This is a genomic window from Pseudomonas sp. OF001, from assembly GCF_904426495.1.
Taxonomy (GTDB): Bacteria; Pseudomonadota; Gammaproteobacteria; order Pseudomonadales; family Pseudomonadaceae; genus Geopseudomonas.
This window is the reverse complement of sequence record NZ_CAJGBM010000010.1, coordinates 41104-57413: the sequence shown is the minus strand read 5'-3', so window position 1 is coordinate 57413 and position 16310 is coordinate 41104. Positions and strand designations below refer to the sequence as shown.

Here is a 16310-nt window from a genome sequence, read left to right as displayed (position 1 = left end):
AGCTCCTGCGCCGGCGCTCGCAGTGGCCGCTCCTGGGGGCGGCCGATCAGGTAGCCCTGGACCAGGTCCACACCCATCCGCGCCAGCTGCTGCAGTTCCTCTTGCTGCTCCACGCCTTCGGCGATCACCCGCGCGCGGGCGGCCCGGGCCATCTGCAGGATGGAGCCGACGAACTCGCGCTTGAGCGGGTCGAGATGGATGCCGTCGATGAAGTGGCGGTCGATCTTGACGATGTCCGGACGCAGTTCCGACCACAGGCGCAGGCTGGAGTAACCGGCGCCGAGGTCGTCGAGGGCGATGGAGAAGCCCATGGCTCGGTAGTGGTGCAGGGCGCGGTCGAGCAGGTCGAAATCCTCGATCGGGGTCTGTTCGGTCAGCTCGATCACTACCCGCTCCGGGGCGATGCCGCACTGGCGCAGGATCTGCAGGGTACGCCCGGACTGGTGGCCGGGCTCGACCAGGGTTTCCGGCGAGACGTTGAGGTAGAGCATGCCGCGACCGGTGCACTGGCTGAAGCGGCTGCAGGCGCGGGCGCGACTGGCGATCTCCAGCTCGCTGAGGCGGCCGGCGTTGCGGGCCACGGCGAACAGCGCCAGCGGCGCATGCAGCGGGCTGTTGGAGGGGCCGCGGGTGAGGGCCTCGTGGCCCTGGATGCGCCCGCAGGCGAGCGAATAGATGGGCTGGAACAGGCTGTTGAGCAGGTCGTGGGCGAGGATTCGCTCCAGTTCGCTCAACTGTTCGGTGGTGGTCATGCAGGGCTCGGCAGGCAATGAAAAAAGCGCCCCGGCGGTAACCGGGGCGCTCAGATTTCACGACTAAATTGTGACTGCCTGATGACAGGGCGCCTCGCCCGGCGCAATCCTCAGTGGTGGGCGATGGCCGAGTCGAGATTGAGGTAGTCGAGCAGGATGCGTCCTGACTCGGCGAGGAAGGCATCCTGCTCCGGCGGCAGCTTGTCCTCCTCGCTGGCGGCCACGTCCTCCTCCTCGTCCTTGAGCTCCTTGAGCAGGGGCTCGCCCTTGGCGCTGCGGCGGGCGTTCTCCAGGGCCAGCTGACGGCTCTCGATGGCGCTCTGCTGGGCGCGGCGCTTCTGCTCGTTGAGGCTGACCACGGTCTCTCCCATCAACTGCTGGCTCAGCTCCAGGCGCTGGCGGGTGAACACGAAGTCCGGGTCCTGGGCGATGCGCGCGGCGTGGCGCGCCTGCAGCTCGGCGAGGAAGGGGCGGAACGGGTTGTTGTCCGGCTCGACCGCCGGCGCGATGCGGTCCCACGGCATGGCCGCCGGCAGGGCGCTCTCGCCGATCTCCTTGACGTCGACCACCGCCGGGTAGGGGATGTCCGGCAGCACGCCCTGGTGCTGGGTGCTCTGCCCGGAAACCCGGTAGAACTTGGCCAGGGTCAGCTTCAGCTCGCCGTGGTTGAGCGGCTGGATGGTCTGCACGGTGCCCTTGCCGAAGGTCTGCCCGCCGAGGATCAGTGCGCGGTGGTAGTCCTGCATGGCGCCGGCGAAGATCTCCGAGGCGGAGGCCGACAGGCGGTTGACCAGCACGGCCAGCGGACCGTTGTAGTAGGTGCCGCTGTCCTCGTCGGCGAGCACGTCGACGCGGCCGTCGCTGTTGCGCACCAGCACGGTCGGGCCCTTGTCGATGAACAGGCCGGTCAGCTCGGTGGCCTCCTGCAGGGAGCCGCCGCCATTGTTGCGCAGGTCGATGACCACGCCGTCGACCTTCTCCGCCTTGAGTTCGGCGAGCAGCTTGCGCACGTCGCGGGTGGTGCTCTTGTATTCCGGGTCGCCGCTGCGATAGGCCTTGAAGTCCAGGTAGAAGGCCGGGATCTCGATCACCCCGAGCTTGTAGTCGCGGCCCTCGTGCTCGAGCTTGAGCACCGACTTCTTCGCCGCCTGCTCCTCGAGCTTGACCGCCTCGCGGGTGATCGACAGCACCTTGCTGCTCTGGTCGTTCGGTGCGTTGCTGGCCGGAATCACTTCCAGGCGCACCTGCGAGCCCTTGGGCCCGCGGATCAGCTTGACCACCTCGTCGAGGCGCCAGCCGATCACGTCGACCATCTCCTTGTCGCCCTGGGCGACGCCGATGATGCGGTCGGCCGGATGCAGCTGCTTGCTCTTCTCCGCCGGGCCGGCGGGGACCAGGCGGACGATCTTGACGTGCTCGTTGTCGCTCTGCAGCACCGCACCGATGCCTTCCAGCGACAGGCTCATGTTGATGTCGAAGTTCTCGGCGTTTTCCGGCGACAGGTAGTTGGTGTGCGGGTCGTAGGTCTGCGCGAAGGCGTTGATGTAGGCCTGGAAGATGTCCTCGCTGCGGGTCTGCGCCAGGCGCTTGAGCTGGTTGCGGTAGCGCTTGGTGAGCAGCTCCTGGATGGCCTTGGGCTCCTTGCCGGCGATCTTCAGGCGCAGCACCTCGTCCTTCACGCGCTTGCGCCACAGGTCGTCGAGCGCCTTGTTGTCGGCGGCCCAGGGCGCCTTCTCGCGGTCGGTGTCGAGGCTCTCGTCCTGGCTGAAGTCGAACTGGTCGGTGCCCTTGTCGAGCAGGCCGAGGGCGAACTGCAGGCGCTCCTGCATGCGCTCGAGGTGGCGCTTGTAGATCACGAAGCCCGGCTGCAGCTCGCCGCTCTTCAGGTAGTCGTCCAGGCGGTAGCGCCAGGCCTCGAAGTCGGCGATGTCCTTGGCGGTGAAGTAGCTGCGCGCCGGGTCGAGGCTCTTCAGGTAGTCGTCGAAGATCTGCGACGAGCGCGCGTCGTCCAGCGGCGGCTTGTTGTAGTGGTGGCGCTTGAGCAGCTCGACCACGTTCAGGCTGGCGATGGTCTGCTCTCGGTCGGGCTGCAGGCCGTCCCACGGATTGCTGGGCGTGGCCATGGCTGCCAGCGGCAGGGCGCTGGCGGCCAGAACAAGGGCGAGGGCGGTGCAGGACAGAGTGCGTTTCATGGGTTCTATGCGTCGCAGAGGGTTACGCCCGTTAGGCAGCGTAAGGGGCACCTGGTTCCATGGTGCCATCATGGGCTGGCGCCCGGAGGCCAGGGAGCTGACGTGCGGTCAGGTTCCGGGTCACAATCCGGGGGCAGATGCCGGCGCGAACGAAGCGCCGGGCCTTTGACAATATGGAGGTAGCGTGAACGCATTGCAAGGTATCGACGGACAGCTGGAATGGTCGGCGCAGCCGCGCCCGGACTGTGATGTGGGGCAGGTCCGCATCCGCGTGGCGGCCGCCGGCCTCAACCGGGCCGACCTGCTGCAGCGCAACGGCCTGTATCCGCCGCCGCCCGGGGCGAGCGAGGTGCTCGGCCTGGAGTGCGCGGGGGTGGTGACCGAGGCCGGTGCCGGCAGCCGCTGGCGGGTCGGCGACCGGGTGTGCGCCCTGCTGGCCGGCGGCGGCATGGCCGAGGAGGTGGTGGTGGACGCCCGCCATGCGCTGCCGGTACCCGAGGGCCTGAGCCTTGTCGAGGCGGCGGCGCTGCCGGAGGTCTACGCCACCGCCTGGCTCAACCTGTTCCAGCTGGCGCGCCTGCAGCCGGGCGAGAGGGTGCTGCTGCACGCCGGCGCCAGCGGCGTCGGTTCGGCGGCCATCCAGCTGTGCAAGGCCTTCGGTAGCCCGTGCTGGGTCAGCGTCGGCTCCGCCGAGCGGCTGGCCTACTGCGAGGGTCTGGGCGCCCAGGGCGGCGTGCTGCGCGGCGACGGCCTCGACGGCCTGCGCGACTTCGGCCCCTTCGACGTGGTCCTCGATCCGGTGGGCGCCAGCTACGCCGCGCACAACCTGAAGCTGCTCGCCCAGGACGGCCGCTGGGTGATCATCGGCCTGATGGGCGGGCGCAAGGCCGAGCTCGACCTGGCCTTGCTGCTCGGCAAGCGCATCCAGCTGATCGGCTCGACCCTGCGCAGCCGCGACGCCGAGTCCAAGGCGCAGCTGCTCGCCGAGCTGGAGCAGCAGGTGTGGCCGCTGTTCGCCGAGGGGCGCCTGAAGCCGCAGCTCGAGCGCAGCTACCCGATCGCCGACGCCGAGGCGGCCTTCGCCGCGCTGGCCAGCAATCAGGTGCAGGGCAAGGTGGTGCTGGTGGTGGACGCCAGCCTGGACTGACTGCCCTGTCGTGTCCGCCTCAGCGCCAGTCGAGGATGTCCCAGCCGTGGCGCTCGGCGTGCGCGCGCAGCGCGGCGTCGGGATTCACCGCATGCGGATGGTCGACGTGGGCGAGCAGCGGCAGGTCGTTGCGCGAGTCGGAATAGAAGTGCGCGCCGGCCAGCGTCTCGCCCTGCTCGCGGCGCCACTGCTCGAGACGGGCGATCTTGCCCTCGCGGGCGCAGGGGATGCCGGCGATCCGTCCGCTGTAGCCGCCGTGCTGCAGTTCCAGCTCGGTGGCCAGCAGCTCGGCGATGCCGAGGCGGGCGGCGATGGCCGCGACCAGGAAGGTCGGCGAGGCGGAGACGATCAGCACGCGGTCGTCGGCGGCGCGGTGCGCGGCGACGGCGCGCATGGCGTCGGTGAGGATCAGCGGCTCGATGACCGCCTCGACGAAGGCGCCGGCGACACAGTCGATTTCCGCCGGGGTGCGGCCGACCAGCGGCTGCACGCTGAAGGCCAGATAGTCCTCGAGGGTCGCCTGCAGGGCGGCGTACTGCGCCACCAGCGCCTGCTCGCGGGCGAGGAAGGACTCGCGGTCGACCCAGCCGAGGTCGGCCAGATGCGCCGTCCACAGGCTGGGGCTGTTGCCGCCGATCAGGGTGTCGTCGAGGTCGAAGAGCGCCAGGGCCACGGTAGGCGCCTCAGACCAGTTCGGCGCTCTGGTAGAAGGCGCTCAGCACCCTCACCAGATGGTCGAGGTCGTGGCTGCCGGCCAGCTCGCGGATCGAGTGCATGGCGAAGGTCGGCAGGCCGATGTCGACGGTGCGCACGCCGAGCTTGCTGGCGGTGATCGGGCCGATGGTCGAGCCGCAGCCCAGGTCGCTGCGGGTGACGAAGCACTGCACCGGCACCTCGTGCTGCTGGCACAGGTGGCGGAAGAAGCCGGCGGTCTCGCTGTTGCTGGCGTAGCGCTGGTTGCTGTTGACCTTGATCACCGGGCCGCCGTTGAGGCGCGGGCCGTGGTTGCCGTCGTGCTTGTCGGCGTAGTTGGGGTGCACGCCGTGGGCGTTGTCGGCCGACACCAGCAGCGAGCGCTGGATGGCGCGCACGAAGGCCTCCTCGTCGCCGCCGAGCAGACGGCGCAGCACCTGCTCGAGGAACGGGCCGTCGGCGCCGCAGGCCGAGCAGGAGCCGATCTCCTCGTGGTCGGTGCACACCAGCACACAGTTCTCGGCATCGCCGGCGGCGAGCAGCGCCTCGAGGCCGGCGTAGCAGGACAGCAGGTTGTCCAGGCGGGCGCCGGCGATGAAGTCCTGGTCGAGGCCGACCACGGCGGCGGCCTGGGTGTCGTAGAAGCTCAGCTCGAAGTCGAGCACCTCGTCGACGTACAGGCCGTGCTCGCGCAGCAGCTGGGCGGCGAGCAGGGCGCGGAAGTCGCGGCTCTCGCCGGCGGCCAGTTGGGCGAGCAGCGGCGGCAGCTCGTTCTGCTGGTTGATCGCCCAGCCCTGGTTGGCCTCGCGGTTGAGGTGGATGGCCAGGTTGGGGATGGTGGCGATCGGCGCCTTGAAGTCGATCAGGCGGCTTTCCAGGCGGCCCTCGTGGCGGAAGGTGACGCGACCGGCCAGCGACAGGTCGCGGTCGAACCAGGGCGCCAGCAGCACGCCGCCGTAGACCTCGACGCCCAGCTGCCAGTAGCCCTGGCGCGCCAGCTCCGGCTGCGGCTTGACGCGCAGGCAGGGGCTGTCGGTGTGCGCGCCGACCAGGCGCAGGCCGCCGTCCGGCGGGGTGCGCCGGCCGAGCTGCACGGCGATCAGCGAGGAGTCGTTGCGGGTGACGTAGTAGCGCCCGCCGGGCTGCGCCTGCCATGGGGCGCGCTCGTCGAGGCGCTGGTAGCCGGCGGCCTCGAGGCGGGCGGCCAGGCTGGCGGTGGCATGGAAGGGGGTCGGCGAGGCCTTGAGGAAATCGATCAGGCCCTGGTTGAGTGCTTCGCGCATGACGGCTCCGGCGGCGGTGATGCGCGCAGTTTACCGGAATCCGGCGTGCGCAGGCCGTCGGCGCCGCGCACGCGGGACGCTCAGAACGGCGCCGGGCTCTCGAAGCGCAGGCGCTCGCCGCTCTGCGGGTGGGTCAGACACAGCAGGCTGGCGTGCAGGCACAGGCGCTCGTGGGCGGCCAGCGCCTGCTCGTGGGCGTACAGGCGATCGCCCAGCAGCGGGTGGCCGATGGCCAGCATGTGCACGCGCAGCTGGTGGGAACGACCGGTGATCGGCGTCAGCTCGACCCGGCACCAGTCGCCGCAGCGCTCGACGATGCGCCAGAAGGTCAGCGCGTGCTTGCCCTGCTCGTGGTCGACCACGTGGCGCGGCTTGGTCGGCGGGTCGTAGCGCAGCGGCAGCTCGATGCGCCCGCTGTCGGTTCCCGGCTGGCCCCAGCACAGCGCGGTGTAGGCCTTCTCGGTCTCGCGGTCGTGGAACTGCCGGGACAGCTCGCGGTGGCTGTCGGCATCGCGGGCCAGCACGATCAGCCCGGAGGTTTCCCAGTCCAGGCGGTGGACGATACGCGCCTCGGGATAGCCGTTGTCCTGCAGGCGGCTGACCAGGCAGTCGCGGTTGTCCTCGGCGCGGCCGGGCACCGAGAGCAGCAGGGTCGGCTTGTTGATCACCAGCAGGGCGGCGTCCTGGTGGACGATTTCGATGTTCGACAGCGGCATGGCGGTTCCACAAATGACTGCGGCGGCCCGAGGCCGCCGCATGGTTCACCCGGCGCGGATCAGCGCTCGGGCAGGGTGATGTTGAGCTCGAGGATCGAGCAGGTGCCCTGGTTTTCCAGCGCCACCTGCACCTGGTCCTGGTCGATGTGCACGTACTTGCGGATCACCGCGATCAACTCCTCCTGCAGGGCCGGCAGATAGTCGGGCTGGCCGCGGTTCCCGCGCTCGTGGGCGACGATGATCTGCAGGCGTTCCTTGGCGATCGAAGCAGAACTGGGTTTCTTGCGCGAGAGGAGGAAGTCGAAGAGGCTCATTCACGACCTCCGAACAGACGTTGCAGGAATCCCTTCTTCTGCACTTCGAGGAAGCGGTGCGGGACGTCCTTGCCCAGCAGACGGTCGACCGCGTCGCCATAGGCCTGGCCGGCATCGCTCTGCTCGTCGAGGATCACCGGCACGCCCTGGTTGGAGGCCTTGAGCACCGCCTGGGATTCGGGGATCACGCCGATCAGGCCGATGGAGAGGATCTCCTCGACGTCGTCGACGCTGAGCATCTCGCCCTTGGCCACGCGCTCTGGGTTGTAGCGGGTCAGCAGCAGGTGTTCCTTGATCGGCTCCTCGCCCTTCTCGGCGCGCTGCGACTTGCTCGCCAGCAGGCCGAGGATGCGGTCGGAGTCGCGCACCGACGAGACCTCCGGGTTGGTCACCACGATGGCGGTGTCGGCGAAGTACATCGCCATGTGCGCGCCCGTCTCGATGCCGGCGGGGGAGTCGCAGAGGATGTACTCGAAGTCCTTCTTCAGCTCTTCCATGACCCGCTCCACGCCCTCCTTGGTCAGCGCTTCCTTGTCGCGGGTCTGGCTGGCGGCCAGCACGTAGAGGTTGTCCAGGCGCTTGTCCTTGATCAGGGCCTGGCCGAGGGTCGCCTCCTTGTGGATCACGTTGACGAAGTCGTACACCACGCGGCGTTCGCAGCCCATGATCAGGTCGAGATTGCGCAGGCCGACATCGAAGTCGACGATCACGGTCTTGTGACCGCGCAGGGCGAGGCCGGTGCCGATGGCGGCGCTGGACGTGGTCTTGCCGACGCCACCCTTGCCGGAAGTGACAACTATGATTTTGGCCAAGGTGATTACCCCAGATGAAAAGGTTCAGGTCCCTGAATTTGGCGGCAGTATCCGTTAAAGGCGGGTGATGTTCAACACATCTCCCGACAGGCTGACGTGTACCGGTTTGCCCCATTGCGGACTGCGTCGCAGGTCCTCGGCGACCTTGTAGCGGCCGGCGATGGACAGCAGTTCGGCGGTCAGTTGCTGGCAGAAGATGCGCGCCTCCGTATTGCCCTTGGCGCCTGCCAGAACCCGCCCGCGCAGCGGGCCGTACACATGGATATTGCCGTCGGCGATAAGTTCCGCCCCCGGGCTGACCGCCGACAGCACCACCAGATCCCCGCCCTCGGCATAGATCTGCTGGCCGCCGCGCACCGGGCGGGTGATCACCAGGGTCGGGCGCACCTCGGGCTCGCGCGGAGCCGGCGGCTCGGCGGGTTCAGCCGGCGCGGCTGGGGCAGCGGCGGGAACCTCGGCCGGTGCGGGGTCGCCCGGCGGCCGTTCGCGCCCGGAGGCCGGCGGCAGCAGCGGCAGGCCAAGCGCCTCGGCTGCCGCGACGTCGCCCGGACGGCTGGCGCGCGCGCCGAGCGCCACCAGTCCGTGGCGCTGGCAGAGGTCGAGCAGGGCGCCGAGGTCGAGTTCGCCGTCCGCGGCAGGCAGGTGCTCGAGACCGAGCACCACCGGCGCGGCGGTGAAGAAGTTGGGGGCCTGGGCAACCTTCTCGGCCAGCTGCCGATCGAGGCGCGCCAGGTCGTTGCGGGCCAGCTCCAGTACGGTGACGGCGAGCATGTTGCCCTTGAGCCGGAACACGGGTTCTTGGGTGGTCGGATCAGCTTGAGTCATGTCGAATGCAGCCAGGGAGATGCCGGGACTTATAACGACAAGCCTGCGGGGTCGCAAGTTGCATGCATGGCTGATTCGCCAAGGCGTGACGGGGTAGAATGTCGCGCTCGTTCGCCCGACTGGATGTGCTGATGGACCGTCCCCGCTTTCGTGCCGCCTTTCTTCATCCGCGCTTCTGGCCGCTGTGGCTGGGGCTGGGATTGCTGTGGCTGGTGGTGCAGCTGCCCTATGTCGTCCTGCTCCGTCTCGGGCGCGCCCTCGGCGCGCTGATGCTGCTCGGCGCCGTATCGCGCCGGCACATCGCCGCGCGCAACCTCGAGCTGTGCTTTCCCGAGCTGTCCGCCACCGAGCGCGCCCGCCTGCTGCGCGAGAACTTCGCCTCCAGTGGCATCGCCTTCTTCGAGATGGCGATGAGCTGGTGGTGGCCGCGCGCGCGCCTGGCGCGCCTGGCCCACGTCGAGGGCCTGGAACACCTGCAGGCCGCCCAGCGCGAGGGGCAGGGGGTGATCCTGATGTCGCTGCACTTCACCACCCTGGAGATCGGTGCGGCGCTGCTCGGCCAGCGCCACACCATCGACGGCATGTACCGCGAGCACAAGAACCCGGTGTTCGACTTCATCCAGCGTCGCGGTCGCGAGCGCCACAACCCCGACGCCAGCGCCATCGAGCGCGAGGACGTGCGCGCCATGCTCAAGGTGCTGCGCGCCGGGCGCGCCATCTGGTACGCGCCCGACCAGGACTACGGGCGCAAGCAGAGCATCTTCGTGCCGCTGTTCGGCATTCCCGCCGCCACCGTCACCGCCACCACGAAGTTCGCCCGCCTGGGCAAGGCGCGGGTGGTGCCCTTCACCCAGCAGCGCCTGGCCGACGGTTCCGGCTACCGCCTGACCCTCCATCCGCCGCTGGCCGACTTCCCCGGCGACAGCGAGGAGGCCGACTGCCTGCGCATCAACCGGTGGATCGAGCAGGCGGTGCGCGCCTGTCCCGAGCAGTACCTGTGGGCGCACCGCCGCTTCAAGACCCGTCCGGAAGGGGCGCCGAAGCTCTACGACTGAGTCAGCGGCCGAAGCTGCCGTCGCGATAGTCGGCCAGCGCCTGCTCGATCTGCTCGCGGCTGTTCATCACGAAGGGGCCGTACTGCACGATCGGCTCGCCGAGCGGCCTGCCGGCGATCAGCAGGGCGCGCGCACCGTTGGCGCTGGTCAGGTGCAGGCTGTCGCCGTCGGTGAGGCGCGCCAGCTGGCCGGCCTGGATGCTCCGGTCGCGCTGGCCGCGCACGGTCAGCTCGCCCTCGAACACGTGCAGCAGCACGCGGTGGCCGCGCGGCAGTTCGGGCATCAGGCAGGCGCCGGCGGGAAATTCCAGCTGGTACAGCTGCGGCTCGGTGTGCGGGCGCTGCACGGCGCCGGCCTGCTCCTGCTCGCCCTCCCTGAAGCGTCCGGCGATCACCCGCACGGCGACGTCGCGCGCGCTGGTCAGCTGCGGGATCTCCTCCGGCGCGAAGTCGCGGTAGCTTGCCGGGCCCAGCTTGTCCGCCGCCGGCAGGTTCAGCCACAGCTGGAAGCCGAACAGGCGGCCCTGCTCCTGCTCGGGCATCTCGCTGTGCACGATGCCGCCTGCGGCGGTCATCCACTGCACGCCGCCGGGCACCAGCAGGCCGCGGTTGCCGAGCTGGTCCTCGTGGCGCATGCGCCCCTCGAGCATGACGGTCACCGTCTCGAAGCCGCGGTGCGGGTGCGCCGGGAAGCCGCCGAGGTAGTCGCGGGCATCCACGGAATCGAAGGCGTCCAGCATCAGGAACGGATCGAAACGCTCCAGGCCGCCGCCGCCGATGAGGCGGGTCAGGCGCACGCCGTCGCCGTCGCTGGTGGCGCGGCCCTGGTGCAGGTCGAGGACGTCGCGGTAGTGGGGATAGCTCATGGCGGACTCCTTGCGTCGGGACATGCCGCCATTCTGGTTCAACCCGCCGGATGGATGGGTGCTGTTTTTGCACCCAACCCATCGATCCGCTCGATTGGTTCGCGGTTCACTCGCGGATCTGCAGGCGCCGTGCCTCGGTATAGACGTAGCGCACCTTCTCGTACTCGAACGGCGAGTTGAGCTGGCCGTAGCGGAATTCGTTGATGTGGCGGCGGTCGATGGCCATCAGTCCGTAGTAGGCGCCGGCCTGCTTGGACAGGCCGGCCTCTGCGGCCGGGTTGGCCGCGCCGCCGACCACGGCAGTGTCGAACAGCAGGCCGCCGGTGTCGCGCAGGTTGGACGGGCCGAGCAGCGGCAGCACCAGGTAGGGACCTTCCTCGGCGCCCCAGTAGCCGAGGGTCTGGCCGAAGTCCTCGCTGCGCCGCTCCAGGCCCATGCGCGTGGCCGGGTCCCACAGGCCGCCGACGCCGAGGGTGGTGTTGAACAGCAGGCGCGCGGTGGTGGTCATGGCGTCGTTGCCCTGCAGCTGCAGCAAGTGGTTGGCCAGGCTGGGAATTTCGCCGAGGTTGGCGAAGAAGTGGCTGACTCCGCTGCGCACGAAGTGCGGGGTGACCAGGCGGTAGCCGTTGACCGCCGGCAGGTAGACCCACTCGTCGAAGCGCTGGTTGAAGTGGTAGACGCGGCGGTTCCACTCCTCCCAAGGGTCGTTGTTGACCAGCGCCACCAGGGTGGCGCGCTCGAACTCGCGCTGGTCCAGGCGCGGGTTGAACTTCAGGCGCTCCAGCGGCTGGGTGAAGCCGTCGGCGTCGGCGGGCTGCCCGGCGAGGGCGCCGGCGCTGGCGGCGAGCAGCAGGGTCGGCAGCAGGCGGCGCAGGGATTCAGTCACGGAAGAACTCCAGCATGGCCTGGGTGTTGACCCGGTAGTTCATGTTGCCGCAGTGCCCGCCGCGCGGGAACAGGGTCAGGCGCGCGCCGAGGGTGCGGCGCAGGAAGCCGAGGTCGCCGGGGCCGAGGATCAGGTCGTCGCGGTTATGGAACACGGCGATCTTGTCGCTGCCGGCCAGGTAGCCCTGCAGCGAGTAGAGGCTGACCTGGTCGATCAGCTGCAGCAGGCTGTTGCCGTCGCCCTGGGCGCGCCAGTAGGGCAGCAGCTGCTCGCGGATGTAGCACTCGAAGTCGCAGAGCAGGGCGCGCTTGAAGAAGGGCGTCAGGCTGGTGCCCTCGTCCATCGGGTAGGTTGGCGGCAGGACCACGCCGCGGCGGTTGATCAGGTCCGAGGTGAAGGAGATGTCGGCGGCGGCGAAGCGGAAGGCGGCGCCGATCAGCATGGCCATTTCCTCGTCGGAGAGGCGCTGCCTCGACTGCTGGAAGTCGTAGAGCATGGCCGCGTCGATCTCCACCGCGCCGCGTTCCTCGAAGTAGCGCGCCAGCTTGCCGAGCACCAGGTCGTAGAAGGTGCGGGTGCTGTCGATGCCGCGCACCTCGGTCTGCACCAGGCGGTCGAGGTTGCTCACCGAGGTGTACAGGTTGACCGGCGGGTTGATCAGCAGCACGCGGCGGAAGTTGAACGCCTGGCGCTCTTCGTCGAGCCGGCTGACGAAGGCGGCGTGCAGGCCGCCGAGGCTGTAGCCGGTCAGGTACCAGTCGGTCACCGGCAGGTCCCGCTGCTGCTCGCGGACCTTCTCCATCACCCGGTACAGGTCGATGGCGTCGCGGTCGGAGATGCCCGGCGTGGCGTGGCGCGAGGCGGCGGTCATGAAGTCGTAGCTGGTCGGCGAGGACAGCTGTACCACGTGGTAGCCGGCGCCGTAGTACAGGCGCTTGAGTTCCTCGGTCTTGCCGTTGGCGTAGTGCGCGCCGGTGCCGGAAATGATGAACACCAGCGGCGCCGGGCCGGCCTGGCGGGCCAGGCGGTAGCGCAGCTTCTTCACCGCCCAGAAGTTGTCCGGCAGCTCGCGGCGTGGCCGCAGGCGCAGGCTGTAGTCGGCCTGGTCGATGTCGGCGAGCTCGGGCAGGGCGGGGCGCAGCTCCGGCGGGGTGGTGGCGATGGTCGCCTCGAAGGGATTGGTCAGGGGGAAGCCGTAGGCCTCGCCGGCGATCTCGTTGACGGCCGCCTGGGCGCCGCCGAGCCAGAGCGCGGCGAGCAGCAACAGCAGGTGGGAAACTCGGTGCATTCGGCAACCTTCCGCCTTGGGCGGGTCGGGGCTAGGACAGGGTCAGACTCGTGGGCGGGCCGCGAGTTGCGCCGGATCGACCGGCGGGCGCGGCATCCGCTCGCCGGCCCGCAAGCGGCGCCGGGGCATTTTCCCAGAAAAGCAGGCGAAATGGCGGGCACGACCTTTGGCCGGAGCGGAGAAGTCCGTTCCGGCGACAATCCCGTTTCGGGACTGTTGCTGGCAACCGTGGGACGGTCAGAAGTCGTTGTCGTCGTCCTGCTTTCTCAGTGCCTCCAGATGCTTGCGCGCCAGGGCCAGGAAGCGCGGCGTCAGGCCGATGTCCTCGTACAGCGGATCGCCCTGCTCGTCGGTGGCCACCACCCGGGTGCCCTTCACGTAGGGAAAGCTTTCTTCCAGCTCCTGCAGCGCGGCGCCGACCAGATCGCCGAGCAGCTCCTCGGCGTGGCGCCTCGGGTACATCTCGCTGAGCGCCGCCAGGCGGGCCGCCGACTCCAGGTCGAGCGGAATGCTGTAGGTGGTCTTGCTCAGCCGGCCCTTGGCGCTGAGTTCCCAGTCGTTGACCAGATCGCGGATCTTCATGCCTGCCTCCCGGCCTGCGCGGACTGCCCGTCACGGGGATGTAGTGATAAAAAGCCTAGACTGCTGTTGAGGCTCCTGCCGCACGGGGCTGCACTGGCGAGGACGGAGGAGGCGGGCATGGCGGAGATCGATCCACGGCTGCGCGAGGACGTCCACCTGTTGGGCGAGCTGCTCGGCCACACCTTCCGCGCCGAGCGCGGCGCGGACTTCCTGGCCAAGATCGAGCGCATCCGCCAGGGCGCCAAGGCGGCGCGGCGCGGCTCGGCCGAGGGCGCGCGCCAGCTCGGCGAGACCCTCGACGCGCTCGCCGAGGACGAGCTGCTGCCGGTGGCGCGGGCCTTCAACCAGTTCCTCAACCTGGCCAACATCGCCGAACAGTACCACCGCATCCGCCGCCGGCGGGCGGACGAGGCGCCGCCCTTCGAGGAGCGCGTGCTCGGCGAGCTGCTCGACCGCCTGCAGGCCGCCGGCCACGCGCCGCAGAGCCTGGCCCGGCAGATCGCCGCGCTGGACATCGAGCTGGTGCTCACCGCCCACCCCACCGAGGTGGCGCGGCGCACGCTGATCCAGAAGTACGACGACATCGCCGCCTGCCTGGCCGCGCGCGACCACGCCGACCTGGCGCCGCGCGAGCAGGCGCGGGTGCGCCGCGAGCTGTGCCGGCTGTTGGCCGAGGTCTGGCATACCGAGGAGATCCGCCGCAGCAAGCCGACCCCGCTGGACGAGGCCAAGTGGGGCCTGGCGGTGGTCGAGCACTCGCTGTGGCGGGCGCTGCCGGAGTTCCTGCGCGGCGTCGACGAGCTGCTCGGCGCCTGCTGCAATGCGCGCCTGCCGCTGGACGCCACGCCGGTGCGCTTCGCCTCGTGGATGGGCGGCGACCGCGACGGCAACCCCAACGTCACCGCCGCGGTCACCGCCGAGGTGCTGCTGCTGGCGCGCCGGCTGGCCGCCGAGCTGCACCTGCGCGACCTCGAGCGGCTGATCACCGACCTGTCCATGCACCAGGCCAGCCCGGCGCTGCGCGCGCGGGTCGGCGAGGCGCCCGAGCCCTACCGCGCGCTGCTGCGCCAGCTGCGCACGCGGCTGTTCGCCACCCGCGACTGGGCCGCCGCCGCCCTGGAGAACCCCGGCCTGGCGCCGGGGCCGCTGGTGCTGCAGGAGGTCGGCGAGCTGCTCGAGCCGCTGCTGCTCTGCCACGACTCGCTGAGCGCCTGCGGCATGGCCGCCATCGCCGACGGCCCGCTGCTCGACAGCCTGCGCCGCGCCCACTGCTTCGGCCTGTGCCTGGTGCGCCTGGACATCCGCCAGGACGCCGGCCGCCACCGTGCTGCCCTCGACGAGATCACCGCCTACCTGGGCCTCGGCCGCTACGCCGAGTGGGACGAGGCGCAGCGCCTCGACTTCCTCCAGCGCGAGCTGGCCAGCCCGCGCCCGCTGCTGCCCGTCGATCACCGGCCCGCGGCCGACACCGCCGAGGTGCTGGCCACCTGCAGGGTGGTGGCCCAGGCGCCGGCGGCGGCGCTGGGCTCCTACGTGATCTCCATGGCCGGTGCCGCCAGCGACGTGCTGGCGGTGCAGCTGCTGCTCAAGGAAGCCGGGCTGCGCCGGCCGATCCGGGTGGTGCCGCTGTTCGAGACCCTGGCCGACCTGGAGCACGCCGGCGCGGTGATCGACAGCCTGCTGGCGCTGCCGGTCTACCGCGAGCGCCTGGCCGGGCCGCAGGAGGTGATGATCGGCTATTCCGACTCGGCCAAGGACGCCGGCACCGTGGCGGCGGCCTGGGCCCAGTACCGCGCCCAGGAGGCGCTGGTCGCGGTGTGCGCGCGCCACGGCGTCGAGCTGCTGCTGTTCCACGGCCGCGGCGGCACCGTCGGCCGCGGCGGCGGTCCGGCCCACGCGGCCATCCTCTCGCAGCCGCCGGGCTCGGTGGCCGGGCGTTTCCGCGTCACCGAGCAGGGCGAGGTGATCCGCTTCAAGTTCGGCCTGCCGCGCCTGGCCGAGCAGAACCTCAACCTCTATCTGGCCGCCGTGCTGGAGGCCACCCTGCTGCCGCCGCCGGCGCCCACGGCCGAGTGGCGGGCGCTGATGGAGCGCCTGGCCGCCGATGGCGTGGCGGCCTACCGCGCGGTGGTGCGCGCGCATCCGCAGTTCGTCGACTACTTCGCCCAGGCCACCCCCGAGCAGGAGCTCGGCCGCCTGCCGCTGGGCAGCCGTCCGGCGCGCCGGCGCAGCGGCGGGGTGGAGAGCCTGCGGGCGATCCCGTGGATCTTCGCCTGGACCCAGACGCGGCTGATGCTGCCGGCCTGGCTGGGCTGGGAGACCGCGCTGGCCGCGGCGGTGGCGCGCGGCGAGGCGGCGCTGCTGCAGCAGATGCGCGAGCACTGGCCGTTCTTCCGCACGCGCATCGACATGCTGGAGATGGTGCTGGTCAAGGCCGACGCCGGCATCGCCCGGCTGTACGACGAGCGCCTGGTGAGCGACGAGCTGCGTCCGCTGGGCGAGCAGCTGCGCGACCTGTTGTCGCAGGCCGAGCGCATGGTGCTGGCGCTGACCGGCCAGGCGCAGCTGCTCGGCAGTGACCCGGTGCTGCGCGAGTCGATCAGCGTGCGCGACACCTACCTCGACCCGCTACACCTGCTTCAGGTCGAGCTTCTCGCCCGCTCGCGGCGCCTCGCCGAGCATGGCGAAACGCCGCTGGAACGGGCCCTGCTGGTCAGCGTCGCGGGCATCGCCGCCGGCTTGCGCAACACCGGGTGAAACGATCAATACTAGGACAGCCGGCATCTTGTGTCCGGCTGGCCGGCTGTGTATTTTGGTCTGCTTTTTCGCCGCCCCATTTCATGCTAGGGGCGAAGACAAGAATTTCGAGATTGGCCCCGCGAGGCGAATCCAGGGTTTTC

Annotated in this window: 14 protein-coding genes and 1 pseudogene; 3 read left to right on the top strand and 12 right to left on the bottom strand. The window is 70.2% G+C overall.

Translation table 11 applies throughout. The annotated features are described in order from the left end of the window. Positions 1 to 17 precede the first annotated feature (17 nt). Positions 18 to 752: pseudogene (locus tag RA210_RS07430) on the bottom strand (EAL domain-containing protein); the annotation flags it as partial. 110 nt (positions 753 to 862) lie between these two features. Beyond that, positions 863 to 2944, bottom strand: coding sequence for a carboxy terminal-processing peptidase (locus tag RA210_RS07425; RefSeq protein WP_136490826.1), 2082 nt, complete (start codon positions 2942 to 2944; stop codon positions 863 to 865). Between the two features lie 184 nt (positions 2945 to 3128). Here RA210_RS07425 and RA210_RS07420 point away from each other — a divergent pair, with 184 nt between their 5' ends. Then, a complete protein-coding gene (locus RA210_RS07420; protein ID WP_201485946.1) occupies positions 3129 to 4091 on the top strand; it encodes an NAD(P)H-quinone oxidoreductase in 963 nt (320 codons plus the stop codon). A 19-nt stretch (positions 4092 to 4110) separates the two neighbouring features. On the opposite strand, the gene RA210_RS07415 is transcribed toward RA210_RS07420, so the two are convergent. The 6 genes from RA210_RS07415 to minC form a co-directional block, all read right to left on the bottom strand. Further along, positions 4111 to 4764 carry an HAD family hydrolase gene (locus RA210_RS07415; RefSeq protein WP_201485945.1) on the bottom strand — a complete coding sequence of 218 codons (654 nt, stop codon included), beginning with the start codon at positions 4762 to 4764 and terminating at the stop codon, positions 4111 to 4113. Positions 4765 to 4774: 10 nt separating this feature from the next. Then, a complete protein-coding gene (locus RA210_RS07410; RefSeq protein ID WP_136490829.1) occupies positions 4775 to 6067 on the bottom strand; it encodes a M18 family aminopeptidase in 1293 nt (430 codons plus the stop codon). 80 nt (positions 6068 to 6147) lie between these two features. After that, complete coding sequence (locus RA210_RS07405; protein WP_136490830.1) at positions 6148 to 6783, bottom strand: RluA family pseudouridine synthase; 636 nt, start codon at positions 6781 to 6783, stop codon at positions 6148 to 6150. 59 nt (positions 6784 to 6842) lie between these two features. Then, positions 6843 to 7097 carry a cell division topological specificity factor MinE gene (gene minE / locus RA210_RS07400; protein ID WP_136490831.1) on the bottom strand — a complete coding sequence of 85 codons (255 nt, stop codon included), beginning with the start codon at positions 7095 to 7097 and terminating at the stop codon, positions 6843 to 6845. After that, entirely contained in the window at positions 7094 to 7909 is an 816-nt protein-coding gene (gene minD / locus RA210_RS07395) for a septum site-determining protein MinD (protein ID WP_136490832.1), read from the bottom strand. The genes minE and minD overlap by 4 nt, the downstream gene beginning before the upstream one ends. 54 nt (positions 7910 to 7963) lie before the next feature. Next, entirely contained in the window at positions 7964 to 8734 is a 771-nt protein-coding gene (gene minC / locus RA210_RS07390) for a septum site-determining protein MinC (protein ID WP_201485944.1), read from the bottom strand. Positions 8735 to 8865: 131 nt separating this feature from the next. Here minC and RA210_RS07385 point away from each other — a divergent pair, with 131 nt between their 5' ends. After that, positions 8866 to 9789, top strand: coding sequence for a lipid A biosynthesis lauroyl acyltransferase (locus tag RA210_RS07385; RefSeq protein WP_201485943.1), 924 nt, complete (start codon positions 8866 to 8868; stop codon positions 9787 to 9789). Between the two features lies 1 nt (position 9790). On the opposite strand, the gene RA210_RS07380 is transcribed toward RA210_RS07385, so the two are convergent. From RA210_RS07380 to RA210_RS07365, 4 genes are all read right to left on the bottom strand, one after another. Beyond that, entirely contained in the window at positions 9791 to 10654 is an 864-nt protein-coding gene (locus tag RA210_RS07380) for a pirin family protein (protein WP_201485942.1), read from the bottom strand. 106 nt (positions 10655 to 10760) lie between these two features. Next, a complete protein-coding gene (locus RA210_RS07375; protein WP_442963386.1) occupies positions 10761 to 11519 on the bottom strand; it encodes an MlaA family lipoprotein in 759 nt (252 codons plus the stop codon). Between the two features lie 13 nt (positions 11520 to 11532). Then, positions 11533 to 12828: a serine/threonine protein kinase gene (locus tag RA210_RS21755; RefSeq protein WP_236574666.1), complete on the bottom strand. Its 1296-nt coding sequence runs from the start codon at positions 12826 to 12828 to the stop codon at positions 11533 to 11535. Positions 12829 to 13065: 237 nt separating this feature from the next. Further along, complete coding sequence (locus RA210_RS07365) at positions 13066 to 13410, bottom strand: pilin assembly protein (protein ID WP_136490899.1); 345 nt, start codon at positions 13408 to 13410, stop codon at positions 13066 to 13068. 117 nt (positions 13411 to 13527) lie between these two features. Between RA210_RS07365 and ppc the strand changes: the two genes are divergently transcribed. After that, positions 13528 to 16167, top strand: a complete 2640-nt coding sequence (gene ppc / locus RA210_RS07360; RefSeq protein WP_201485941.1) for a phosphoenolpyruvate carboxylase — start codon at positions 13528 to 13530, stop codon at positions 16165 to 16167. Positions 16168 to 16310 lie beyond the last annotated feature (143 nt).

Excerpts from the sequence above, each read along its gene's own strand:
- RA210_RS07425 (WP_136490826.1), bottom strand. The coding sequence starts at position 2,944 with ATGAAACGCACTCTGTCCTGCACCGCCCTCGCCCTTGTTCTGGCCGCC.
- RA210_RS07380 (WP_201485942.1), bottom strand. The coding sequence starts at position 10,654 with ATGAGCTATCCCCACTACCGCGACGTCCTCGACCTGCACCAGGGCCGC.
- minC (WP_201485944.1), bottom strand. The coding sequence starts at position 8,734 with ATGACTCAAGCTGATCCGACCACCCAAGAACCCGTGTTCCGGCTCAAG.
- RA210_RS07385 (WP_201485943.1), top strand. The coding sequence starts at position 8,866 with ATGGACCGTCCCCGCTTTCGTGCCGCCTTTCTTCATCCGCGCTTCTGG.
- RA210_RS21755 (WP_236574666.1), bottom strand. The coding sequence starts at position 12,828 with ATGCACCGAGTTTCCCACCTGCTGTTGCTGCTCGCCGCGCTCTGGCTC.
- RA210_RS07405 (WP_136490830.1), bottom strand. The coding sequence starts at position 6,783 with ATGCCGCTGTCGAACATCGAAATCGTCCACCAGGACGCCGCCCTGCTG.
- RA210_RS07365 (WP_136490899.1), bottom strand. The coding sequence starts at position 13,410 with ATGAAGATCCGCGATCTGGTCAACGACTGGGAACTCAGCGCCAAGGGC.
- ppc (WP_201485941.1), top strand. The coding sequence starts at position 13,528 with ATGGCGGAGATCGATCCACGGCTGCGCGAGGACGTCCACCTGTTGGGC.
- minE (WP_136490831.1), bottom strand. The coding sequence starts at position 7,097 with ATGAGCCTCTTCGACTTCCTCCTCTCGCGCAAGAAACCCAGTTCTGCT.
- RA210_RS07410 (WP_136490829.1), bottom strand. The coding sequence starts at position 6,067 with ATGCGCGAAGCACTCAACCAGGGCCTGATCGATTTCCTCAAGGCCTCG.